Annotated in this window: 21 protein-coding genes; 3 read left to right on the plus strand and 18 right to left on the minus strand. The window is 69.5% G+C overall.

Annotated elements, in window-relative coordinates; translation table 11 throughout:
• Positions 1–146: 146 nt before the first annotated feature.
• The 18 genes from QNA09_RS21810 to QNA09_RS21895 form a co-directional block, all read right to left on the minus strand.
• The gene (locus tag QNA09_RS21810) at positions 147–1,823 is read right to left on the minus strand and encodes an FAD-dependent oxidoreductase (protein WP_308072079.1); all 1,677 of its coding nucleotides are present in this window, start codon (positions 1,821–1,823) and stop codon (positions 147–149) included.
• A 22-nt stretch (positions 1,824–1,845) separates the two neighbouring features.
• Entirely contained in the window at positions 1,846–2,373 is a 528-nt protein-coding gene (locus QNA09_RS21815) for a nuclear transport factor 2 family protein (protein ID WP_048771434.1), read from the minus strand.
• A gap of 41 nt (positions 2,374–2,414) precedes the next feature.
• Entirely contained in the window at positions 2,415–3,242 is an 828-nt protein-coding gene (locus QNA09_RS21820; RefSeq protein WP_308072080.1) for a mycofactocin-coupled SDR family oxidoreductase, read from the minus strand.
• Between the two features lie 231 nt (positions 3,243–3,473).
• Positions 3,474–4,748, minus strand: a complete 1,275-nt coding sequence (locus QNA09_RS21825) for a cytochrome P450 (protein ID WP_237211249.1) — start codon at positions 4,746–4,748, stop codon at positions 3,474–3,476.
• Positions 4,745–5,821 carry an LLM class flavin-dependent oxidoreductase gene (locus QNA09_RS21830; protein WP_010594026.1) on the minus strand — a complete coding sequence of 359 codons (1,077 nt, stop codon included), beginning with the start codon at positions 5,819–5,821 and terminating at the stop codon, positions 4,745–4,747. Before QNA09_RS21830 ends, QNA09_RS21825 begins: the two co-directional genes overlap by 4 nt.
• Positions 5,806–7,476 (minus strand): AMP-binding protein, encoded by a 1,671-nt coding sequence (locus tag QNA09_RS21835; RefSeq protein WP_010594027.1) that lies wholly within the window; start codon positions 7,474–7,476, stop codon positions 5,806–5,808. The genes QNA09_RS21830 and QNA09_RS21835 overlap by 16 nt, the downstream gene beginning before the upstream one ends.
• The gene (locus QNA09_RS21840; protein WP_308072081.1) at positions 7,473–8,954 is read right to left on the minus strand and encodes an aldehyde dehydrogenase family protein; all 1,482 of its coding nucleotides are present in this window, start codon (positions 8,952–8,954) and stop codon (positions 7,473–7,475) included. The genes QNA09_RS21835 and QNA09_RS21840 overlap by 4 nt, the downstream gene beginning before the upstream one ends.
• Positions 8,954–9,271, minus strand: a complete 318-nt coding sequence (locus tag QNA09_RS21845; RefSeq protein ID WP_010594029.1) for a hypothetical protein — start codon at positions 9,269–9,271, stop codon at positions 8,954–8,956. The genes QNA09_RS21840 and QNA09_RS21845 overlap by 1 nt, the downstream gene beginning before the upstream one ends.
• Entirely contained in the window at positions 9,268–10,590 is a 1,323-nt protein-coding gene (locus QNA09_RS21850; RefSeq protein WP_010594030.1) for an acyclic terpene utilization AtuA family protein, read from the minus strand. The genes QNA09_RS21845 and QNA09_RS21850 overlap by 4 nt, the downstream gene beginning before the upstream one ends.
• A gap of 129 nt (positions 10,591–10,719) precedes the next feature.
• Entirely contained in the window at positions 10,720–11,931 is a 1,212-nt protein-coding gene (locus QNA09_RS21855; protein WP_308072082.1) for a CoA transferase, read from the minus strand.
• Between the two features lie 73 nt (positions 11,932–12,004).
• Complete coding sequence (locus QNA09_RS21860) at positions 12,005–13,486, minus strand: aldehyde dehydrogenase family protein (protein ID WP_054374249.1); 1,482 nt, start codon at positions 13,484–13,486, stop codon at positions 12,005–12,007.
• 1 nt (position 13,487) lies between these two features.
• Positions 13,488–13,955 (minus strand): MaoC family dehydratase, encoded by a 468-nt coding sequence (locus tag QNA09_RS21865; protein ID WP_003938466.1) that lies wholly within the window; start codon positions 13,953–13,955, stop codon positions 13,488–13,490.
• The gene (locus tag QNA09_RS21870) at positions 13,955–14,845 is read right to left on the minus strand and encodes a CoA ester lyase (RefSeq protein WP_308072083.1); all 891 of its coding nucleotides are present in this window, start codon (positions 14,843–14,845) and stop codon (positions 13,955–13,957) included. The genes QNA09_RS21865 and QNA09_RS21870 overlap by 1 nt, the downstream gene beginning before the upstream one ends.
• Before the next feature lie 9 nt (positions 14,846–14,854).
• Complete coding sequence (locus tag QNA09_RS21875) at positions 14,855–16,021, minus strand: acyl-CoA dehydrogenase family protein (protein ID WP_308072084.1); 1,167 nt, start codon at positions 16,019–16,021, stop codon at positions 14,855–14,857.
• 21 nt (positions 16,022–16,042) lie between these two features.
• Complete coding sequence (locus tag QNA09_RS21880; protein WP_308072085.1) at positions 16,043–17,713, minus strand: AMP-binding protein; 1,671 nt, start codon at positions 17,711–17,713, stop codon at positions 16,043–16,045.
• Positions 17,713–18,738 carry an LLM class flavin-dependent oxidoreductase gene (locus tag QNA09_RS21885; protein WP_003938470.1) on the minus strand — a complete coding sequence of 342 codons (1,026 nt, stop codon included), beginning with the start codon at positions 18,736–18,738 and terminating at the stop codon, positions 17,713–17,715. Before QNA09_RS21885 ends, QNA09_RS21880 begins: the two co-directional genes overlap by 1 nt.
• 28 nt (positions 18,739–18,766) lie before the next feature.
• Entirely contained in the window at positions 18,767–19,540 is a 774-nt protein-coding gene (locus QNA09_RS21890) for an SDR family NAD(P)-dependent oxidoreductase (RefSeq protein ID WP_228287231.1), read from the minus strand.
• A gap of 43 nt (positions 19,541–19,583) precedes the next feature.
• Positions 19,584–20,747 carry an acyl-CoA dehydrogenase family protein gene (locus QNA09_RS21895; RefSeq protein ID WP_017680062.1) on the minus strand — a complete coding sequence of 388 codons (1,164 nt, stop codon included), beginning with the start codon at positions 20,745–20,747 and terminating at the stop codon, positions 19,584–19,586.
• A 224-nt stretch (positions 20,748–20,971) separates the two neighbouring features.
• Here QNA09_RS21895 and QNA09_RS21900 point away from each other — a divergent pair, with 224 nt between their 5' ends.
• The 3 genes from QNA09_RS21900 to QNA09_RS21910 all read left to right on the plus strand — a co-directional run bounded on the left by QNA09_RS21900 (position 20,972) and on the right by QNA09_RS21910 (position 23,581).
• The gene (locus QNA09_RS21900; protein ID WP_010594037.1) at positions 20,972–21,526 is read left to right on the plus strand and encodes a nuclear transport factor 2 family protein; all 555 of its coding nucleotides are present in this window, start codon (positions 20,972–20,974) and stop codon (positions 21,524–21,526) included.
• A gap of 89 nt (positions 21,527–21,615) precedes the next feature.
• Complete coding sequence (locus tag QNA09_RS21905; RefSeq protein WP_040271094.1) at positions 21,616–22,791, plus strand: thiolase family protein; 1,176 nt, start codon at positions 21,616–21,618, stop codon at positions 22,789–22,791.
• 25 nt (positions 22,792–22,816) lie between these two features.
• A complete protein-coding gene (locus QNA09_RS21910) occupies positions 22,817–23,581 on the plus strand; it encodes an SDR family NAD(P)-dependent oxidoreductase (RefSeq protein ID WP_017680065.1) in 765 nt (254 codons plus the stop codon).
• Positions 23,582–23,585: the final 4 nt, after the last annotated feature.

Genomic DNA, 23,585 nt, shown 5'->3' on the forward strand with positions numbered 1-23,585 from the left:
TCCGAAGATCCCCGGTGGTCGGACACCTACGTCCCGCGCCGGAACACGTTCCGGACCCGCGCGCACAACAGTCAGACGCAACAGCAATTGCTGTCGCGTCTGACCGGGAACTGCGCGGGTGTTCGGCGGGGTCCGCCCGCCGAATGTCACACCGTCGTCGGCTCCCTCAGGACACCGCCGGGTTCGGACGGGGATCCGGCCGCCCGCGCCGCGGCCCGGCCCGCTCGGTAGCCGAACACCAGTGCCGGACCGAGCGTTCCGCCGGCTCCGCCGTAGACCATCCCGGTGGGGGCCGCCATGACGTTGCCCGCGGCGAACAGCCCGGGGATGACGCGATCGTCGACGTCGAGGACCGCGCCGTCCGCGTCGGTGCGCGGGCCGCCCTTCGTGCCGAGCGTGCTGCTGTGGATCTGCACCGCGTGGAAGGGCGCCCGCGCGACAGGCCCCAGGGTGGATTCCACGCCCGGGTACTTGGTCTTGTCACCGACGAAGCCGTCGTACACGCTCTCGCCGCGGTGGTATTCGCTGTCGTGACCCCGTCGCACGTCCTCGTTCCAGTGGGCCACCGTCGACTCGAGCGCGGCCGCGGGGACCTCGATCTGCCGCGCGAGATCGGCGAGGGTGTCCGCACGCACCACCCACTCCGGTGCTTCCGTACCCGGCGCAGCCCCGAACGCTCCGTACTTCTCGACATGGTCGGCGTCGAAGATCAGCCAGCAGGGCTGGTTCGGGTAGTCGAAGTCGTGTGCGTCGAGATGATGGAACGCACCGCCGAGGGCGTTGTAGTTGGTTCCCTCGTTGGTGAACCGGCGTCCGTGCCGGTTCACCATGATCGAATGCGGCGCAGTCCGTTCCCGGTGTACGAGCTGGACCGCCTGCGCGCCGTTCGCCCGCTGCCCGGGCAGCACCGCGACCGGCGCCCACCATGCCTCGCGCATGTTGCCGAGCTGCGCGCCGACACGCATCGCCATGCGCAGACCGTCCCCCGTGCTCGTGGGGACCGTGGCCGGGTGCGCCAGCGGCCCCCGCAGGAAGTCGCGCCGCAAACGCTCGTCCCATTCGAAGCCGCCGGTGGCAAGGACGATGCCGTGCTCGGCGAGCACGTCGTGCGGGCCGCCCCGCCCCTCGAACCGCACACCCGTGACGCGGCCGGCCTCGTCCTGGATCAGCCGCACGCCGCGCTCGCCGGTGTGCACCGCCACGCCCTCGTCGAGACAGCCCTGGAGCAGGGCCGCGACCATGCCACGGCCGAGACCCTCCACGTGGTCGCGCTCGCGCTGCTCCTGCACGTCGGCCGGAAGGTGGCCGGTGCCACCGCCGATGGGGGTCTCCGTGACCGTCATACGCCGCGGGACCCCGACGAGCTTGTCCTCCCACCGCCCGAGGTCGATGAAGCTGAACAACTCCGGTTCGAGCGAGCGTCCGCCGTGCGGCATGCCACCCGGCCGCTCGGGGTGGTAGTCGGGGTACCCGGCGACGAGGCGCATCTTCAGCGGGGTGGTGTCGAGCCACTCCAGCAGTTCGGGAACCGTGTCGACGAACGCCTCGGCGAGTTCGGGCAGGATCATCCCGTGCGACAACGACTCGAGGTAGGCGAGGGCCCCCTCACGCGAGTCGGCGATTCCCGCCTCCCGCGCGTACCGGTTGTTCGGCAGCCACGCCACGGCGCTCGACAAGCACGTGGTGCCGCCGAGCAGTTCGCCCTTCTCGAACACGCCCACCCGGGCGCCGCTCCGGGCAGCCGACAGCGCGGCGCACAGTCCGGCGGCTCCGCTGCCGAGCACGACGACGTCGTACTCGGCCGTTTCTTCGTTGTGTTGCATCGCAATCCCTCTCTCGGGTGGTTCAGTCGACGACGGCGGACGGACTCGGTCGACGCTGTCCGTCCTGCGTGGTGGGACGCGAGGGCTCGGGTGCTGTCGCAGCGGTGAGAACCGTCCCGTAGTCGGTGGTCGGTGTCGCGTACCGGACCTCGAGCCGGCGTTCACCGAAGTACCAGCGGCCGTCCTGCCGGACGTAGCGGTCGTGGTACCGGAGGGCGAGGATGCTCTGCACGCCCGCCCGGGCGAACTCGACGTGGCAGGGCACGATGCCGCGTGCCGTGTCCTCGCCGGTGAAATCCACCGTGCCGGGGTGCGGGGTGTGCACGCTGACGCCGTCGTAGCCGTCGAGCGCGGTCCGCACGTAGGCGACGATCGCGTCCCGTCCGCGCAGCGTCTCGGTCAGGCCGCAGAATGCTGCCTCGGGCGTGTACAGGGCGGCCAGCGTCGCCATGTCGTGGTCGTCGACGGCCAGGGCGTACCGTGTGGCCAGTTCGCGGATCTCGAGGACGTCCGCCGTCCGTCGCGGGTGGCGGTCCCGGGTATCGCGCATGTCGAATCCTCCCGTCGCTGAGGGCATGTCGGGGCCCGGCACTACTTCACCAACGCGCCGGCGTCGATCGGCATCGTGATGCCGGTGACGTAGCGGGACTGGGATCCGGCGAGGAACAGGACGGCGTTGCTGACGTCGTCGGGCTGCACGAACGGGACGTCGAGGGCGTGCATGCCGTGCAGCAGGGGTTCGACCTGCTCGCGGGTGGGCTGTGCCTCGTCCGGCAGGAACAGCTTGTAGATCGCGTCGTTGAGCAGCATCCGGGTCTCCACGTTGGTCGGCAGGACCGCGTTGACGCGGATGCCCTCGGACCCGAGTTCGTTGGCGAGGCTGCGCATCACGCCCAACACGCCGTGCTTGGCAGCGGCATTGTGGGCGTTGTTCGGCAGCCCCTTGAGTCCCGCGATGGAACTGATCAGCACGATGCTGCCGCCGCGGCCGCCCGCCCGCAGGTGCGGGACGGAGGCCTTCACCGTGTTCCACACGCCGGTGAGGTTGATGTCGATCATGTCGCGCCAGATGTCGTCGGTGAGATCCTCGACCGGATAGCTGCCGGCGATCCCCGCGTTGGCGACGACGACGTCGAGGCGGCCGAACCGTTCGACGCCCGCCGCCAGGGCCTTTGCGACCGCTGCCGAATCCCGCACGTCCGCTTCGGCGGCGACGATCTGCCTCCCCTCGGCCTGCACCAGCCGGACCGTCTCGTCGAGGTCCGCCCGGGTGGCCATGTCGTACGGGGCACCCTGCACCGGCGCGCACAGGTCGAGTGCGATGATGTCGGCGCCCTCCCGGGCGAGGCGCACCGCGTGGTTGCGTCCCTGCCCTCTCGCCGCACCGGTGACGAATGCAACCATGCCGTCGAATCCCACGGTGTAAGCCTTTCGGTGTTCGGTTCGCGTCCCGGACGGGGTGGTCGTGACGTACCGGCGTCGATCGCCGGTGGCGCACCGCGCCGGGAACTGCGCGAAGACAGCAGCGGAAGAAATCTGTGCATATGATTATGCTCACATCACACCCCGGTGAGTCAACGGCAGAACCCGGGAAGCATGCCGGCCGGAGCGACCGTTCCGGCCGACGGACACGCGCCGTACGGCCGTCGTTCAGTGGGGATTTCGCAGATCGCCCGCAGCACGGGCTCCGCGGCGCCGGCCCGGCGTGAAGCGCGCGGGGATGCGCTTCCACCCCGGATTGACCGCCTGATGCGGGAACGGCACGACCTCGTCGTGCAGGATCTCGTAGTCCGGCATGCGGCTCAGGATCTGACCGAGCAGCTCGAGCGACAGGGCACGGGCGATGTGTGCGCCCGCGCATCGGTGCACACCCATCCCGAACGCCGTGTGCCGATTCGGCCACCGCTCGATGTCCACGGTGTCCGGGTCCTCGAACGCCTTCGGGTCGCGATTCGCCGACGCCCAGCCGAGGAGCACGCGGTCGCCCGTGCGGAAGTCGTGCCCGCGGAACTCCACGTCCCGGGTGACGGTGCGGGCCAGCGCCTGTGTGGGCGAGAAGACCCGCAGGAATTCCTCGATCGCGCGCGGCAGCTTCTCCGGATGCGAGGCCAGGGTGCGGCGCAGGTCGTGATGACGGTCGAGGTACATGAGCGTCTGGCTGACGAGGGAGGCGGTGGTGCCCACGCCGCCGGAGACGAGCAGTTCGGCGATGGCGAAGACCTCGTCGTCCGTGACCGGCCGGCCGTCCACCTCCGAGTCCACGAGACGACTGAGCACGTCCTCCCGCGGAGACGTGCGCCGCTCGGCGATCGCGGCACGCAATTGTTCCTCCATCCAAGGGAACTCGACGGCGATCGCGTGCTCGAACTCCGGCGTTCCGGGTCGGTCGGACAGCGCGGCGTGATGCGCGTGCGCGTACCGTTCCCAGTCCTCGGGAGGCAGACCGAGCCAGTCGATCGTCACCACCGCGGGAACACCGATGACCGTCGCGAAGTCGCACTCGCCGTCCTCGATCACGTCGTCGAGGAACCGCGTCGTGTACTTCTCGATCACCGGCCGCAGGTGCTCGACCGCTGCCGGGGCGGTGAGCGGGTTGATCAGCTTGCGGTACTTCCGATGTTCCGGAGGGTCGAGTTCGACGGGGATGTGGTGGTTCACCGGCGTCTTGGGGATGACGGTGGCCAGGCCCTCGCCACCGTAGGGGCACCGCGCGGACGAGAAGACCTGGTCCTCGCGGGCGGCCTCGAAGACGCCCTCGTAGTCGGTGAGTACCCAGAAGCCCCCGTGCCGGGTGGACCGGATCACCGGTCCCGCTTCCCGCAACCGCCGGTAGGAGCCGACCGTGTCCTCGGCGTGCGACGCCGAATTGTGGTCGAAGTCGACCACGGGACAATGTCGTTCGGCGCTTCGGTCGTCGACCGTCATCGGGGCGCTCCTGTCGGGCCGGGGTACGGGATCTCCGAGTGGTCCACCACGGCGCGGGCGTCGACCGGCACGATCTCCCGCATGCCGGGAACGATGTCCCGGCCGAGATCGTCGAGGTACGCGACGACGTCGTCGGCCGTCATGTCGGGCCACTGGGCCCGGACGATCACCGGGTCGACGGGCACCTGCGCCGCGAGGGTGCGCAACTGGTCGAGGCAGTCGTCGGCGGTACCGATGATCGCCTCCTTCGCGGCGACCTGCCGGAACCTGTCGGTGAGGGCGGTGGCATCGCGCGTGGCCAGTTCGCGCTGGGCGTAGGCCAGGAGGCGGTCCCGTGCCATGAATTCGAAGCGCCGGAACGCGTCTTCGGTGGTGGCGCCGGGAACGATCTCGCGGCGCAGCGGATGCCGCGCGACCGGCGGTCGCCCGTGCCTGCGCCGGGCCGCCGCGTACACGCCGAACATGCGATGCATGTCCTCGGTCGGTGTCTCCGGTGTCACCGGCCACGCGTCCCCCAGCCGTGCGGACCGCCGGACACCCGAATCCCGCAGCGCACCGATCCAGATCGGCGGATGCGGGTCCTGCCAGGGGCGGATGTGGGTCTTCACGCCGTCGAGACGCCAGAACCTGCCGTGGAAGTCGACCTCGTCCTGCGTCCACATCATCCGCACGATCTGCAGCGCCTCGTCCATCATCGCGAACCGCTGATCGAAGTCGACACCGAAGGCGGTGAACTCCTCACGCCGATACCCCGCGCCGGCACCGACGATGAGATTGCCGCGGGTGAGGATGTCGAGGGTGGCGAGTTCCTCGGCGAGTGCGACCGGATGGAACAGCGGCACCTGCACCACCATCGTCCCGATCTTCACGCCGGGGTCCAGTTCGGCCGCGATCCGGGCGAGCGTGGGGATCGGCTGCAGCCAGCGCAGATTGCCGTAGATGTAGTGGTGGCCCATCACGATGTAGCGCACACCGTTGCGTTGCGCCGCCTCGACCTGTCGCAGCAGTCCGTCGAGGTGTTCGCGCGGCGACAGCGTGGTGTGCACGTCGCCGAGGATCACACCCAGGTCCATGTCTTCCTCGCTTCCGCAGGCGGCTCGAGGAGCCAGTGCCGCAGCTTCGCCTTGGCGACCTTGTTCAGGGTGGCGCGCGGGAACTCCGGCACCAGATGGATCTGACGTGGCCGTTTGAAGTCGGACAGCAGTTCGGCACACACCCGGTCGATCTCGGCGGGCAGGTCGCCGGGCGCGGCGCCGTCCGCGATCACGAACGCGACCGGGACGTCGCCGAGCATGCGGTCGGGTTTCGCCACGACGGCGACCTCCCGGACCCCCGGCACGGTGGCGACCACGCGTTCGACCTCGGCGGCGGCGACGTTCTCCCCACCGACCTTGAGCATGTCCTTGGATCGCTCGACGAACCAGTACTGACCGGACCGGTCCTGGCGCACCCGGTCGCCGGTGCGGAACCATCCGTCGGCGGTGAAGGCCGCGCGCGTGGCGTCGTCGTCGTGGAGATAGCCGGCGAACAGGGACACCCCCGGCGTACCCCGCACCCACAGCTCCCCCACCGTGCCCGGCTCCACGGGACGACCGTCGGCGCCGACGACGGCGACGGCGTACTCGGGTGCCGCACGTCCCATCGTCCCGTCGGGGTCGGGATGGGCCAGTTCGCTGACGACGGGGTGCGAGACGGTTTCCGTCATGCCGAACCAGCCCGTCGTGCGGATCCTGCCGCTCACCGGCCGCTGGGCCGCGCTGCCCGACCAGTGCCGGTAGGTGTGGTCGGGCGGGACCGGCGCGCCGGCCAGGGCGCGGAGCATGAACGACACCACCGACGCCCACGTGCACCGGTGCCGGAGCGAGACGTCCCAGAAGCGGGACGCGGAGAACTTCGGCGTCAGCACCGCGGTGGCGCCGACCCACAGCAGTCCCAGGAAGGAGTACCCCAGGGCGTTGGTGTGGAACAGCGGCAGGGTGATCAGCCCGACGTCGGTCCCACGCAGACCGGCGTGCGCGGAATTGACCTGGGCGGCCCACAGGCAGTTGGCGTGCGTCCAGACCACGGCCTTCGGTCGCGCCGTCGTCCCGGAGGTGTACTGGATGCTCGCGGGCGCGAGCGGATCGACGGACACCGGTGCCGGCGCCACGCCGGTTCCGCTCAGCTCGCCCAGAGCGCAGGTCGTTCCGGTCGGCGCCGGGGACGCCACGGGCGGGACGACGAGGCTGTCGGTGCCGCCGGACGCGGCGATCCACTCGAGCCCGGGCATGGCGTCCCGAGCGATCTCCGCCAGACCGGTTCCGGCCAGCGCGGCGCGAGGCGCACAGTGCCGGTCGTAGTAGGCGAGTTCGTCGGCGCTGCTGCGGGTGTTGAGACACACCGCGACCGCGCCGGCCGACACGATCGCTGCCCATCCGACGAGGAAGTCGGGGCAGTTGTCCATCAGCAGCACCACACGGTCGCCGGGTGCGATGCCGCGGGCCTGCAGTCCAGCCGCGAGCCGATCGACTGCGGCGCCGAATTCCGCGTAGGTCCAGCGCTGTGCCCCGGCGCCGGTATGCGGCTCCCAGACGAGGAAGGTCTTGTCCGGCCGGTCGGTGCGCCACCGGTCGAGCAGCCACGGCACCGTGCGGTCGCCGGTGTACGCACCGAGCGCGCGATCCGTCGCCGGGCGGTCGAGGATCGGGTATGCGAGAGCCCGCGGGGGCGTCGGGGCTTCGGACGTCATGCCGGCACCTGCCAGTTCAGGTGCTTGACGCGGAAGAACTCGAGGAATCCGTCCTCACCCATCTCGACGCCGGTACCGCTGCGCTTCGATCCGCCCCACGGCACGTCGGCCCGCATCGGGCCGCCGCCGTTGATCGCGACGGTGCCGGTGTCGAGGCGCTGAGCCACGGCCACCGCCTCCGCGTGATCACCGAAGACGCTCGCGTTGAGCCCGTACGGTGAGTCGTTGGCGATGGCCACGGCCTCCTCGACGTCCCGGTACGGCAGGACCACCGCGACGGGGGCGAACAATTCCTCCCGGGAGATCTCGGCGGAATTGTCCACGCCCGTCACCAGAGTGGGCGGCAGGAACCAGCCCTTGCCCACCGGTCGCTCGCCACTGACCGCGACGCGGCCGCCGGCGGCGACGGTGCGGTCGAGGCAGCCGAGCACGCGGGCGAGATGCTCGGCGGAGATCAGCGGACCCACCTCGGTGCGCTCGTCCCACGGGTCGCCGGTCGGCACGTTCTCCTCGATGAAACCGGCGGCCAGATCCAGGAATTCGTCGATCCGGTCGTGTGGTACGAGGATCCGGGTGGTGGCACCGCAGCCCTGGCCCGCGTTGCGGCAGAACCGCAGGATCGACGGCCCCACGGCGGCGGACAGGTCCGCCGACGGGAGCAGGATGTTGGGGGACTTGCCGCCGAGCTCGAGGACGACCTTCTTGTGCGTGGCCGCGGCCTGTGCCATCACGGTCGCGCCGACGGCGGAGGATCCGGTGAAGCTCACCATGTCGACGCCGGGGTGCCTGGTGAGCACTTCGCCCACGTCCGCCCCGCCCGGCACCAGATTCAGCACACCCGGCGGCAGGCCGGCCTCGGCGGCGAGATGCATGAAGGCCAGCGCGGACAGCGTGCCCCGCGGCGAGGGCAGCAGCACGACGCTGCAGCCGGCGGCGAGCGCGGGTGCCACCTTCCACGAGATCATGTTCAGCGGGTAGTTGTACGGGACGATCGCCGACACCACCCCGATCGGTTCGCGCAGCAGCAGGCTCTCGGACGACACCGCTCCGCGGATGCCGGGCAGCCGCTCCTGGTAACCGCCGCGGGGACCGCGCAGCGCCGCGTCGGCGAACCACCGGAAGTTGATCGCCGGTTGCGCGACCTGCAGGGTGCGGGCCAGACCGACGGGTGATCCGACCTCCCGCACGACCAGGCCGGTGAGCTGATCGGCGTGCTCGTCGATCAGCTCGGCCAGCCGCCGCAGGACCTTGGCGCGCTGGTCCGGGGACGCGGCCCGCCATTCCCCGGCGTCGAAGCTGTGCCGGGCGGCCGTGACCGCGCGTTCGGTCTGTTCCCGGTCGGCGCCGGTCCACCGGGCCAGCGCCTCCTCGGTGGCGGGATCGATCGAGTCGAACGTCTCACCCCGCCCGCTCTCCCATCCGCCACCGACGTGCACGGACGGACCCTGGGCCACCCGCGCGAACAGATCGTCGATCATCACTTCTCCTCGCGTCCGGGTACGTCGATGTCGAGAATCAGGGACTGGTAGGACTTTCCGTGCGGATCCACCCGAAGGGACTTGGAGACGCCGCCCGCGAGCGCGCGGGTGAGGACGAAGTTCAGGCAGCAGTTCACCGGGATCTCGTAGCGGATTACCTCGCCCTGGACGAGATCGCCGAAGGCTTTCGCGACGACGTCCTCGGTGAGCACCGACCGGAGCCACTCGTAGTCGGCGTCGTCGTGCGGGAACACACAGATGTTGCTGGTGTCGCCCTTGTCGCCGGAGCGGCTGTACGCGACGTCACGAAGTTTCATGCGGTAGTCACCTCCACGGAGAGGGGGACATCGCTGCGGGGCAGCAGGGCGGGGGTCACGACGACGGCGGGGACGACCGAGGTGACCACACCACCCCCGCCCGCGGGACCGAAGTACAGGTATTCGACCTCGTACGCGGCGGCCTTGGCGACGTCGGGGTCGAGCGCACGGGCCGCGAGCCGCAGCCGGACCTCGGCCGGCTCGCCGCCGGCGATGCGATCACCGAACAGGGTGTCGACGCCGTGCAGTTCGATCCGCAGTTCGTCGATCTGCGCCCGGATCGGTTCGAGGCGCCGGCGCACGATCTCCTCGGCGCGCCGGGCGCGGTCGACGCAGCCCGGACCGCCGTAGGAGATCTCGGCGACGGCCTTGTAGCCGAGGTCGACGCCGACGAGCACCTTGAGGGTGTCGGGGCGGGCGGAGCCGCGGGCGCCGGACAGGCGCACCCGGTCGGGCCCGGCCTGTTCGATCCGGACGTCGCTGAAGTCGGCGGTCACGTCGGGCGTGAGATAGCGAGCGGGATCGTGGATCTCGTAGTAGAGCTGGGTGCGGGTGGTGCGCAGGTCGACGGCGCCGCCGGTGCCGTCGAGCTTGGTGACGATCAGCTCGTCGTCGTCGATCTCGGCGAGGGGGAAGCTCAGGTTGTGGGGGTCGGGGACGACCCGGTAGGGCGGGTCCTCGAAGTTGCCGCCGGTGCTGTGGACGCCGCACTCGAGCAGGTGCCCGGCGAGGGTCGCGGTGCCGACGCGGTCCCAGTCGTCGAGCGACCATCCCAGCTCGTGGCAGATCGGCCCGACGAACAGGGACGGGTCGGCGATCCGACCGCCGAGCACGATCTGGGCGTCCTGCTGGAGGCAGTCGACGATGGGGTCGGCCCCGATGTAGGCGTTGGCGGAGACGATCCGGTCGGCGACGGCCCGGGTGGTGGTGCCGAGTTCGGGGAGCGCGACGTCGGCTTCCGTGACGGCCGCCCGCACGTCGTCGCCGCGGATGATGCCGATCCGGGTTCCCCCGAGCCCCAGGGCGCGGAGGTTCTCGGCGAATTCGGCTGCGGCGGCGTCGGGATTGGCGGCACCGAAGTTGCCGACGACGCGGCCTCCCGATGCGAGGAATCGGCGCAGGATCGGCACCAGGGCGGAGATGCGCTCGTCCTGGCCGGTCGACGGATCGCGCAGGCGGCGGATCTGGGCCAGCGCCATCGTGCGTTCGGCCAGGCAGTCGAAACCCATGTACTGCACCCGGCCGCTGTCGGCCATGGCGGCCGCCGTCTCGAGGCGGTCGTTGGCGTACGCCGACCCCGAACCGATACTCAGATGCATTGCTACCTCGTCTCGTCGCGTGCGTCGGCGAACCACGGAAATGTGCGCACGACCGGAATCCGCGCACGCCGTGTCGTGGGCGGATTCCGGTTCACCGCATCGATTCTCGGACTGCGGCCCGTGCGACTGTCAGGACTTGCCGATCACGCCCGCCTCGGCGAGCGCCGTAAGCTGGTCCCCGGTGAGCCCCAGCCGGTCCGAGAGCACCTCGGCGGTGTGCTCGCCGATGGTGGGCACCCCGTCGTAGTCGGGGCCGTCGTAGCTGCCGAGGTGCAGCACCGGTCCCGGCATCAGCACGCCCTTCATGATCTCGTTGCCCGTGATCTCGACGAGGGTGCGTTCCTGGAAGTGCGGGTCGGCGACGACGTCCGCGGCATCGTTCACCGGCGCGCTGACGACCTCGAACTTCTCCAGGGTCTCGAGCACGCTCGCCCGCGGCATCGAGCCGACCCATTCCTTCACCATCGCCTGCACCTCGTCGTTGTGCTCGAGACGCGCGGCGTTGGTGGCGTAGCGGGGATCCTCGATGATCTCGGGCCGTCCCATCGCGGCGAACAGCCGCTTGGCGATGCCCTGGTTGGACGCCGCGATGGACAGGAAGCGCCCGTCCTGGGCCTCGTAGATGCCGCGTGGCGACGCCGCACCGGTCGCGTTGCCGATGCGCTGCTGGATCTCCCCGAGCGCGGTGTAGCGCAGGAACATGTCGCCGATGATGAACATCAGCGGCTCGTACAGCGCGACGTCCACGACGTCGCCCTGCCCGGTGCGTTCCCGCTTGTACAGCGACATTGCCACGCCCATCGCGGCGGACAGCCCGGCGATGGAATCGGCGAACCCGAACGGCGGGGAGGTCGGCGGAGAGTCCGGCCAGCCGTTGACGTGGGCGAACCCGCTGGCCGTCTCGGCGACGGTGCCGAAGCCCGGCAGGCTCCGGTTGGGCCCGGTCTGCCCGAACCCGGACACCCGGGCCAGCACCAACCCCGGATTGTCCGCGCTCAGCACGTCGTAGCCCAGGCCCCACTCCTCGAGCCGGCCGGGACGGAACGACTCGACGACGACGTCGACCTCGGCCGCGAGCCGGCGCACCAGGTCGCGGCCTTCCGGCGAACGCAGGTCGATGCCGAGGGACTTCTTGCCGGCGTTGAGCCGGGAGAAGCCCAGCGACAGCCCCTCCTTCTGCGGAACCCACTGGCGTGCGAAGTCGCCGGTCGTCGGATCCTCGACCTTGACCACCTCGGCACCGAAGTCGCGGAGCATGCGCCCCGCGGTGGGGGCGGCATACATGGTGCCGAGTTCGAGCACCTTGACGCCCGCGAGCGGGCCCGCAGCGGATGCGTTCATCGTCGTCTCTCCTAGCCTTGTCGTCCGATTCGGCCCGGCCGAATGCGATACTGCCGAATGCCCTGCCGGCGAATCAGATCCGCCACTGGATGTGCTTGACCTCGAGGTACTCGCGCATCCCCCACTCGCCGAGTTCACGGCCGACGCCCGAGCGTCCGTAGCCGCCGAACGGGGCGTCCGGGCGCATGGCGCCACCGCCGTTGATCCACACCGTTCCGGCCCGGATCTTCTCGGCCACGCGGCGCGCCTCGACCGGGTCGTCGCACCAGACGTTCGCGGCGAGACCGAAGGGGGTGTCGTTGGCGAGGCGGATGGCCTCCTCGGTGTCCTTGAACGGCAGGATCACCGCGACGGGGCCGAAGATCTCCTCCTGCACCGCACGCGCGTTGTGCGGAAGGTTGCCGAGCAGAACCGGATTGACGAACCAGCCCTTCTCCGGCAGCGGCTTGGTCACCTCGAGCAGCTTCTTGCCGCCCTCGGCCGCCGCGCCGTCGATGAAGCCCTGCACGCGGTTCTGGTGGTCGGGCCGGATCATCGGGCCGATGTTCGTCGCACGGTCCCAGGGGTCGCCGACGACCATCTGGTCGAAAGCCGACGCACCGGCCTCGAGGAACTCGTCGTAGACCGAGTCGTGCACCAGCAGCCGGGCGAGGGCCGCGCAGCCCTGCCCGCCGTTGCGGGACCAGCGCAGGTGCATCTCGACGGCGATCTTCTGCACGTCGACACCGGGCAGCACGATGTTCGGCGACTTGCCGCCGAGCTCGAGGGTCACCCCGGCCAGGTTCGCCGCGGCCTGCTCCATGATCTTGGCGCCCACCCCGTCGGAACCGGTGAAGGACACCCGGTCCACGCCGGGATGCGAGGACAGCCGCTGTCCGACGTCCGCGCCGCCGATGACGACGTTCATCACGCCCGGCGGCAGGCCGGCCTCGCGGATGAGATCGCCCAGGAACAGGGTGGTCAGCGGGGTACGCGGGGACGGCAGCAGCACCACGGTGCAGCCGGCGGCGAGCGCTGCGCCGAACTTGAAGATGGCCAGGTTCAGCGGGTAGTTGTAGCCGGTGATCGCGGCGACGACACCCACCGGCTCGTACACGACGTCGCTCATCGTCGGCACCGGCTTGTCGTACTCGCCGAGATGGACGGTGCGGTCGGTCTTCGCCGCCTCGGCCGCCCACCGCAGGTGCTCGTCGACGGCCATCTTGACCTGCAGGTACTCGGCGAGCGAGACCGGCGTGCCGACCTCGTTGACGATCGAGGGCAGCAGCCGGTCGGCGGCCTTCTCGAGCACGTCGGCGAAGCGGTGGATGTGGCGGGAGCGCTCCTCGCCGCTCAGGGCCGACCACGCCGGGAAGGCGGCGCGGGCCGCGGCGACGGCGTCGTCGACCTGGTCGGTGGAGGCGCCGCCGACGGTGGCGATGACCTCCTCGGTGGCCGGGTTGTAGACGTCCCACGTCTCACCGGCGGGCTCGACCTCCCGGTCGCCGATCAGCAGGGTCCGGGTCTCGGGAACCCAGTCCTTCAAGGGGAATTCGGTTTCGGGCGCTGCAGTCATCTCAGGCACCTTCCTCGGTGGTGGGGCGCTTGGCCATCAGGCCGACGCGCTCGAGCAGGCAGACGAGTTCGTCGCGCTGGTTGAAGCCGCGGTGTTCGAACCACACGATGCCGCTGTCGGTGCGGCTCTCGGATTCACGCTTCTTCAGGATGGTGGTCTCGGCGCGCAGGGTGTCGCCGTGGAAGACCGGATTCGGGAACTTGACCTTGTCGTAGCCGAGGTTCCCGAGGGTGGTCCCCATGGTCAGCTCGGGAACGTGGAACGCGCCGATGAGCGCGACGGTGAACAGGCTGTTCACCACCCGCTGCTTGTGGATCGTCGTCTTGCAGAACTCCTCGTCGAGGTGCAGCGGCTGGATGTTCATCGTCAGCGAGGTGAACATCACGTTGTCCATCTCGGTGACGGTGCGGGTCATCGAGTGCTTGTAGTGCTTCCCGACCTCGAACTCCTCGAAGTACAGACCGCGCATCACCGTTCACCTCTCCGTAGGATCGCCTCGGCTCGGTCGAGCCATTGAATTGCCTTGTCGTAGTGGGCCTTGTCGATGTGCAGGCCGCGGTACCGCAGCGCGCCGACGCCCTCCGCCTCCGCCTTCTCGTAGGCCTCGGCGAGTCCGCGGTAGAACTCCAGATCCTGCTCCGACGGGCTGAACACGTCGTTGACGGTGGCCACGTGGGAGGGGTGGATGGCGATCATCCCGCGGAACCCGAGCTGGCGGCCGCGCACCGCGAACTCGCGCAGCCCGTCCAGGTTCTCGAGATCCTCCCACAGGCCGGTCAGGGCGTGGATGCCGGCCTCCCGGCAGGCCAGCAGCACCCGGCTGCGCAGGTAGAGCGTCTCGTGCCCCTCCGGGGTCCACTCGTAGCCGACCTCGCGGGCGATGTCGGCGTGCTCGGCGGACGGACCGATCATCGCCCCGACGCGCGGCGACGCGGTGGCCACCTCGAGGCAGTTGTGGATGGCGCGCACCGTCTCGACCGGGACGATGTACTCGAGCCCGTCGACGCCGTTTCGCAGCTCGAAGTGGTCGAGCAGGGCGTCGTAGCGCAGGACGTCGGTGGCCTGCTCGATCTTGGGGGCGAAGATTCCGGTCAGTCCGGGCACCACGACCGCCTCGAGATCGGCGCCGGTCAGCCGGGTGGCGAGCGGGTTGACCCGCACGAACAACCCGACTTCCCGGTTCGTTTCACGCACGCGGGCGATGGATTCGGCGACGGTCGCGCGGGCCGCCGCCTTCTCCGCGGCGGGCACCGAGTCCTCGAGGTCGAGCACCACGCAGTCGGCGCCGGCGGCGATCGCCTTGTCCACCCACTTCGGGCGGTGCCCCGGGACGAACAGGATCGAACGATACGGCTGCACGTCGCCCTCCTAGTAGCTTCGCGGCAGGCCCAGCACGTGCTCGGCCGTGTAGTTGAGGACCATCTCCTGGCTGATCGGCGCGATCCGCATGAGGCGGGCCTCCCGGAAGTACCGCTCGACGTGGAACTCCTTGCCGTACCCGAAGCCACCGTGGGTCTGCAGGGCCACGTCCGCGGCGTAGAAGCCGGCCTCGGCGCACAGGAACTTCGCCGCGTTCGCCTCGCGGCCGCACGGCAGTCCCTGGTCGACCATCCACGTCGCCTTGTCCAGGACCGCTTCGGCGGCGTCGAGCCGGATGCGCGCCTCGGCGAGCTGGAACGCGATGCCCTGGTTCTGACCGATGGGACGGCCGAAGACCTCGCGCTGCTTGGCGTAGTCGACGCCGCGGCGCAACGCCGCCTCACCGATTCCGAGCGCGGCGTTCGCGGAGATGACCCGCTCGGCGTTGAGGCCGCCGAGGATCGTGCGGAAGCCGTGCCCGACCTCGCCGACGACGTCCTCGTCGGCGACGAACAGCTCGTCGATGAACAGTTCGTTGGTGTCGACGGCGTTGCGGCCCATCTTGGGGATCGGCCGGATCTGCACCTTGCTGCGGTCCATCTCCGCGAACATCAGCGTCATGCCGGCGGTGCGCTTGGCGTTCTCGTCGCGGGGGCTGGTGCGGCACAGCAGGAGCATGCGCTCGGCCTCCTGCGCCTTGGTGATCCACACCTTCTTGCCGGACACCAGCCACCCGCCGTCGACCTTCTTGGCGAAGGTGCGGATGTTGGTGGTGTCCGTGCCGGCGTCCGGCTCGGTGACGGCGAACGAGGTGTGCAGCTCACCGGTGACGACGCGCGGCAGGTACTTGCGCTTCATCTCCTCGGAACCGTGGTGGATGATCGGCTCGAACCCGAAGATGCCGATGTGCACCGCGCTGCACCCGCCCATGCCGGCGCCGGACGCGGCGATCTCCCGCTCGACGATCGCGGCCTCGGTGACGCCGAGGCCGCCGCCGCCGTACTCCTCCGGGACGGTCAGGCCCATCCAGCCGCCCTCGGCCATGGTGTTGTAGAACTCCCACGGGAACTCGTGGGACTCGTCGTGCTCGGCCCAGTACTCGTCGGGGAACCGCTTGCACAGATCGCGGATCCCCCGCCGGATCTCCTCGTGCGTCTCGTTCTTGCTGTAGTCCATCTCGGTTGCCTTTCCCGGCCGTCAGACCGCAGGAACCGCGGTGCGGTCGCTGTCGGAGACCGCGGTGCGGTCGTAGGTGTCGGGGGTGATGCCCTCCTCGCGCAGGACCGCCTTGCGGACCTTCTCCGACGGCGTCTTCGGCAGTTCGCCGACGAATCGAAGGTAGCGCGGGATCGCGAAGGCCGGAATCCGGCCGTCGCACCAGGCCAGGATCTCCTCCGGGCCGACGTCACCGGTGCCTACCACCGTCGCGAGGACCTCGTCCTCACCGCCCTCGACGTCGGCGGGGACACCGATCACCGCGCACTCGACGACGGCCGGGTGGCCGAGGACCGCCTGCTCGATCTCGTAGGAGCTGATGTTCTCGCCGCGACGGCGCAACGCGTCCTTGTAGCGGTCGACGAAGTAGAACCAGCCGTCCTCGTCCTTCTTGAGGGCGTCGCCGGTGTGGAACCACAGGTTGCGCCACGCCTCGAGCGTCTTCTCGGGCATGTTGTAGTACCCCATGCTGCACGTCCACGGCTGCACCGGACGCACGACCAGCTCACCGACCTGGCCGACCTCGACCTCGCGGTCCGTCTCCGGGGCGACCAGGCGGATGTCGAACCACTCCGAGGCGGCGAGTCCCGCCGCGCCGGCCGGCCGGGGCACCCCGTAGGGCGCGACGATCGGTGCGCAGGTCTCTGTGAGCCCGAACGCGTCGACGAACGCCTCGATGCCGTAGCGCTTCTTGAAGTCGTCGACGATCGAGGATGCCGTGGGCGCCGCGTAGACGCAGCGCAGGCGGTTGTCCAGGTCGTTCTCGCGCGGCGGCTGCTTCCACGCGAAGTCCATCATGACCCCGACGAAGTTGGTGACGGTGACGTCGTCGTCGCGCACGTGGTCGATCCAGCGGCTCGCGCTGAACTTCGGTCGCACCACGGCCCGCGCGCCGGCCACCAGTGCGGGATAGACCGCCATGAACTGGGCGTTGCCGTGGAACAGCGGGGTGGTGGTGAGGTAGGTGTCCTCCCGGGTGAGCCGGGTGAAGCACACCACCTCCTGCGCGAAGAAGTACAACTGCGAGTTCGGCATGGCCACGCCCTTGGACGGGCCGGTGGTCCCGGAGGTGAAGAAGATCGCCCCGAGATCCTGGGGCCGGGCCTGCGGAAGCTCCTGCACCTCGCCCGATTCCAGCGTCTCCCACGCTTCGGCGTCCCACCCGTGGGCGCGCAGCAGGTCGACTGCGCGGTCCCGGTTTTCGGTGCCCGAGTCGATCACCCAGAACTTCTCGATGCCGCGCGCATGCTCGGCGATCGTCACGAAGCGTTCGGCGTAGGTGTCGTCGATCACCGCCCACCGCGGCTCGACGGTCACCACCTGGTGACGGAGGAACTCGCCCTCGTAGTTGGTGTTGATCGGCACCTCGACGAGCGCGCCGACGGCCGTGGCGAACCAGGAGCGCACGAGCTCGGACGAGTTCTGCGCCATGATGACGACGCGCTCGCCCTGCTGCGCACCGGTGCGGTACCAGGTGCTCGCGATCCGCTCGGCGGAGGAGAGCATCTCGGCGTAGGTGAAGCGCCGGTTCTCCTCCGGTGTGACGAGGAACTCCGAATCCGGCTGGGACGCAGCGTACGTGCGCAGCACGTGGTTCAGCGTCCAGTCCTCCGGATCGGTGAAGGTCGGTTTCAGGTCGGTGTAGGTCTGCATCAGGACAACTCCCGGTTCGCGGGGATCGCGGTGATCGACGGAACGATTTCCTTGCCGAGCCGGGCGATGGCCGCGATGGTCTCGTCCGCGTCCATCGTCGGCCACTGCGGACGCATCAGCAGCGGGTCGACCGGCATGGTGGTCACCAGGTCGGTCAGCTGCGCGACGACCTGCTCGGGGTCACCGACGACGGCGTGGCTCGACACCGCCTTCGCGAACTCGTTCTCGAGGTCGGTGCCCTTCATGACGTCGAGGCCCTTGTTCGCGTAGGTGAGGTAACGGCCCTGCGCCACCCGGGCGTATTCCTGCATCGCCTGCTCGCGGGTGTCGGCGACGAGCACGTTGCGGCGCAGCGGCTGGGGACCGAATTCCTTGCCGCGTTCGGCGAAGAGATCACGGACGACCCGGAAGCGTTCGAGCACTTCCTCTTTCGGGGTTTCCGGCGGTGTCGCGTAGGCGTCACCGTACTTGCCGGCACGGCGGACACCGCCCATCGCGTGCGCACCGATCCAGATCGGCGGGTGCGGATCCTGCACCGGAAACAGGTGCGGCTTGACGCCCTCGAGCTGGAAGTACTTGCCGTGGAAGGTGACCTCTTCCTCCGTCCACAGCTTCTTCATGATCTGCAGCGACTCGTCGAACCGCCCGGCGCGCTGCTTGAACGGGATGCCGAGGTAGTCGAATTCCTCGGGCCGGTAGCCGAGCCCGGCACCGAAGATCAACCGGCCCTCGGTGACCACGTCGAGCGTGGCGATCTCCTCGGCCAGCATCACCGGGTGGTACAGCGGCGCGATCATGATCTGGGTGACGAGCTTGACGTTCGGCTCGACGTGCGCGGCGAGGCGGGCGAGCAGCGGCACGGGCTGCAGCCACCGCAGTTCCCCGTAGAGGAAGTGCTGACCGATCGCGATGTATGTGAAGCCGTTCTCCTGCGCCGCATCGACGATGCGCAGTACATCCTTGAACTGCTGTGCGGGGCTCACCGACTTCGGAACGTCGCTGAGCAGCAAGCCGACCTGAACCATGGTCCTGTCCTCCCGGTCGAAGTGGTCGTTACTGAGCGGTGAGTCCGCCGTCGACCGGAATGGTCACGCCGGTGATGTAGCTGGCATCGTCACTGTTGAGGAAGGCGATCACCGAGGCGATCTCCTCCGGCTGCGCGCCCCGGCCCAGCGGGATGGTGGCGACGAAGTCCTTGGTCAGAGCCGAGACGTCGGCGCCGGGCTCGCGGCCGAAGAACTGCGAGAGCATCGGGGTGACGACCTGTCCCGGGCAGATGACGTTGACGCGGATGCCGTCCTTCGCGCCGAGCAGGGCGAGGGAGCGGCCGAACGGGACGAGCGAGCCCTTCGTCATCGAGTAGATCGGGCTGAAGGGCGAACCGATGAGCGCCGACGTCGACGACGTGAGCGTCACCGACCCCTTGCCTTCGGCCTTCTTCAGCAGCTCGAACCCGAGCGTCGTGGAGTAGTACGCGCTCTTGACGTTGACCGCGATGTTCTTCTCCCACTGCGCGTCGTCCACGTCGAGGCCGCCGGGGCCGGGCATGCCGACCTGGGCGTGCAGTGCGTGCAGGACGCCGTGGTCGGCGTCGATCTTGCCGAACAGCGAGCGGAGATCGGCGGTGTTCGTCGCGTCCACCCGCATCGGAGTGGCCTGACCACCCTCGGCCCGGATCTCCTCGGCGACGGCGACCGCCCCGTCCTCGGACAGGTCGGCGACGTACACGTGACCGCCCTCCTGGGCGATGCGATGACTGATCGCGCGGCCCATGCCCGAACCGCCGCCGATGATCGCGGCGATACGTCCCTCGTAACGACCCAGCATTTCGTTCACCTCGTTCTCGATAAGTTCTTCGTTGATTGCAGTGTCAGGCGCGCTGATCGAACGTGCGGCCGAGGAGCTCGGAGACGATCCGGGTGCGCTGCATGGTCGGTGTGCCGCCGGCCAGCGCCCACCCGTGCGAATCGCGGTGCAGCCGCTCGATTCCGAACTCCTCGGTGTACCCGTTGCCGCCGTGCAGCTGGATGGCCAGGTCGGTGACGCGCTTGGCCATTTCGTTGGCGGTGCACTTGGCGAGGGAGACCTCGAGCGGGTCGGGCAGGCCGTCGGTGATGTTGGCGACGGCGCGGTCGCGGAGCAGGCGAGCGGCCTCGACCTGCAGGACCATGTCGGCGAGGGTCATCTGGACGGACTGGAACTCCACGAGCGGCTTGCCGAACTGGTGGCGCTCCTGCACGTAGGTGAGGGTGCGGTCGAGCGCCTCCTGTCCGATGGCCAGGCTCATGGTCGTGTTGCCCAGGCGCTCGATGGTGAACGCCCCGAACAACTTCCGGAAGCCACCGGCCTCCGCGACGATGTTCTCCTCCGGGACGACCACGTCGTCGTAGAAGATGTCGGCCGACGGGATGCCCCGGAAGCCCATGAGCTTCTCGCGCGCGCCGTAGCTGATGCCGGGCCGGTCGGCCTCGACGAGGACTGCTCCGATGCCCTTGGCGCCGGGGGCGTCGCCCATGCGGCAGTAGGTGAGGTAGACGTCGGCCTCGCTACCGTTGGAAATCCACCGCTTCATGCCGTTGAGCACGACACCCTCGTCGGTGCGCACGGCCTTGGTCGTCATGTCGGTGGCGGCGGAGCCGGCGTCGGGCTCGGAGATCGCGACCGCCATGGTCTTCTCCCCCGCGACGATCTGCGGCAGGAACGTCTTCTTCTGGTGTTCCGTGCCGAGTCGGGCGATGGCCTGAGCCGGGCCGGTGTTGGATTCGAAGATCTGGAAGGCCGCCGGCCGGCAGACCTTCGCGAACTCCTCGATCACCGCCAGGGCGTGGGACAGCGGGGCGCCGGAGCCTCCGTACTCCTCCGGCAACGAGATGCCGAGGTACCCCAGTTCGCCGAGGAAGCGGCGCTCGTCGTGCGGGAAGGCGGTGCGTTCGAGATCCCACTGCGCAGCCTTCGGTGCGTAGCGCTCCCGGGCTACGGTCGCCGCGGCCGCACGGATGTCCCGGAGCTCGTCGTCGACGTGCGCTTTCGCCATGTCCCCACCTTTCTGTGTTCATCATTAACCTAAAGCGCCCGCCAGGTGTGGTCAAGGTCACTCAGTTCAATGACTCACATACTAACCATGATAATGATTAAGAGGCAACGGGTTGCCCCGCACTTCTCTCGTGTCGTGCGGCACCGCCGGAGCGTCACCCTTCCCCGACTGCACGTCATGATGTGTAATACATCACAATCGTTATCATTATTCAGGGAGGTCACATGACGACCGTCGATCCGCGTCCCGGCACCCTCGAGGAGCTGGCTCGCCGCCTCACCCGACTCGAGGACCGCGCCCGCATCCAGGACCTCGTCGCCGCCTACGCCATCGCGGTGGACGATCACGACATCGAGACGCTGCTGTCGCTGTTCACCGAGGACGGCGAATTCGAACGGGCCGGCTCCGTCGCCCACGGGCACGAGGAGATCCGCGAGTTCTACGTCGCCGCCATGGACAGGTACAGCCTGACCCTGCACTCCCCGCTCAGCGACCAGATCTGCGTCGACGGTGACACTGCTCGCGGATTGCTCACAGGCAGAGCCGAACTCGCACTCGACGGCACGCTCGTGATGGCTGCGTACCGGTACTCCGACGAGTACGTCCGCGACCGTGACCGATGGCTGTTCCGGCGACGGAGCCTGCGGTTCATGTACGCCGTGCCGCTCGAGAAGATGAACGCAGGACTGTGTACAACCGAACGCATCCAGTGGCCCGGCACCCACCCCCAGCGCGCCGACTTCCCCGAAAGCCTGCCCACCTGGTCCACCTACCGGTGACCCTCGGTGTGATGCACGCCATATCGGGCGTAGGGTCGTGGTCTATAGTAACCATCATCATGAATTAGTCCCGCCAGGGAGGAGAGCCCATGACCCGCGCCGTCATCGTCGATGCCGTCCGGTCCCCCGTCGGCCGGGGCAGAGCGCAGGGCGCTCTGGCCGGCGTGCACCCCAGCGATCTGCTCGGCCAGGTCCTGGCCGGACTGGTCGCCCGCAACGACCTCGACCCCGGGCTGATCGACGACGTCGTCATCGGCTGCGTCAACCAGTCCGGCGAACAGTCCGCCACGCCGGGCCGGCAGGCCCTGCTCGCGGCCGGATTTCCCACCCACGTGCCGTCGGTGACCGTCGAACGCAAGTGCGGCTCGGGGCAGCAGGCGATCGACTTCGCGGTCCAGGGCATCGCCGCCGGGGCGTACGACATCGTCGTCGCCGGCGGCGTCGAATCGATGAGCCGGGTCCCCATGGGATCGGCGGCGATGGGCAAGGACCCGCACGGCCCCGCCGTCCGCGGGCGCTTCCCCGATCTCGTCCCGCAGGGCATCGCGGCGGAACTCGTCGCGCAGAAGTGGGCCCTGAGCCGGGCCGAGCTGGACGAGTACTCGGCCCGCTCGCACGAGCGCGCCGCACACGCCCGTGCCGCCGGATGGTTCGACGGCGAGATCGTCCCCGTCACGACCCCCACCGGGGTGGTCACCGCCGACGAGACCATCCGTGAGGGCACCACCGCCGAGCGCCTCGCCGGACTGCCCGCGGCCTTCGGCACCGACACCTGGCGTGAGCGCTTCCCCGACCTGGATTGGAAGGTCACCGCAGGCAACTCCTCGCAGATCTCCGACGGCGCGTCCGCCCTGCTGATCATGTCCGAGGCGAAAGCCGCCGCCCTCGGTCTGCGCCCCCGGGCCGCGATCGTGGCCTCCGCCGTCGTGGGTGACGATCCCACCCTCATGCTCACCGGCCCCATTCCCGCCACCGAGAAGGTCCTCGCGCGGGCCGGCCTGTCGGTCGCAGACATCGCCGCCTTCGAGGTCAACGAGGCGTTCGCGTCCGTCCCCCTCGCCTGGCAGCGCGAGATCGGTGCGTCCGACGACGTCCTGAACCCGGTGGGCGGCGCCGTCGCCCTCGGGCACCCGCTGGGCGCGTCCGGGGCCCGGCTGGCGACCACGCTGATCAGCCACCTCGAACGCACCGGCGGCCGCTACGGCCTGCAGACCATGTGCGAGGCCGGCGGCATGGCCAACGCGACGATCGTGGAACGACTCTGAATTCCTTTTGCAGACAGGAGAAGTCATGGACATGACCAACGGATCGGCGGTCGTCACCGGCGGGGCCTCCGGCCTCGGCCTGGCCACCGTCAAGCGCTTCGTCGGCCTCGGCGTGCCGACGGTGATCCTCGACCTGCCCACCTCGGACGGGGAGGTCGTCGCCAAGGAACTCGGTGAGCTCGCCGTGTTCGCCCCGGCCGACGTCACCGATCCCGACGCGGTGAACCGCGCGCTCGACGCGGCCGAGGAACGCGCTCCCCTCCGCGCCGTCGTGCACTGCGCCGGCCGCGGCGGCACCGTCCGCGTCGTCGAGAAGGACGGCACCCCCGGCTCGCTCGACATGTACGAGAACCTGATCCGGATCAACCTGATCGGCTCGTTCAACGTGCTGCGCCTGTCGGCGGCCCGGATGGTGAACAACGAACCTGTCGACGGCGAACGCGGCGTCGTCGTCCTCACCGCGTCGGTCGCAGCCTGGGAGGGTCAGATCGGCCAGATCCCCTACGCCTCCGCCAAGGCCGGAGTCGTCGGCATGACGCTCGTCGCCGCCCGTGACCTCTCGCGGAAGCTGGTGCGGGTCAACAGCATCGCCCCCGGCACCTTCGACACGCCGATCCTGTCCCGGTTCTCGCAGGAGATCCGCGACGGTCTCGCCGCCCAGACCCCGCACCCCGCCCGGCTCGGGCAGCCCGACGAGTACGCCAAGCTCGCCCTGTCGATCGTGGACAACGCGATGATCAACGGCGAGACGATCCGCATCGACGGCGCGATCCGCATGCAGCCCCGATAGGAGA

This window comes from Rhodococcus sp. AH-ZY2, from assembly GCF_030916465.1.
GTDB classification, from domain to species: Bacteria; Actinomycetota; Actinomycetes; order Mycobacteriales; family Mycobacteriaceae; genus Rhodococcus; species Rhodococcus ruber.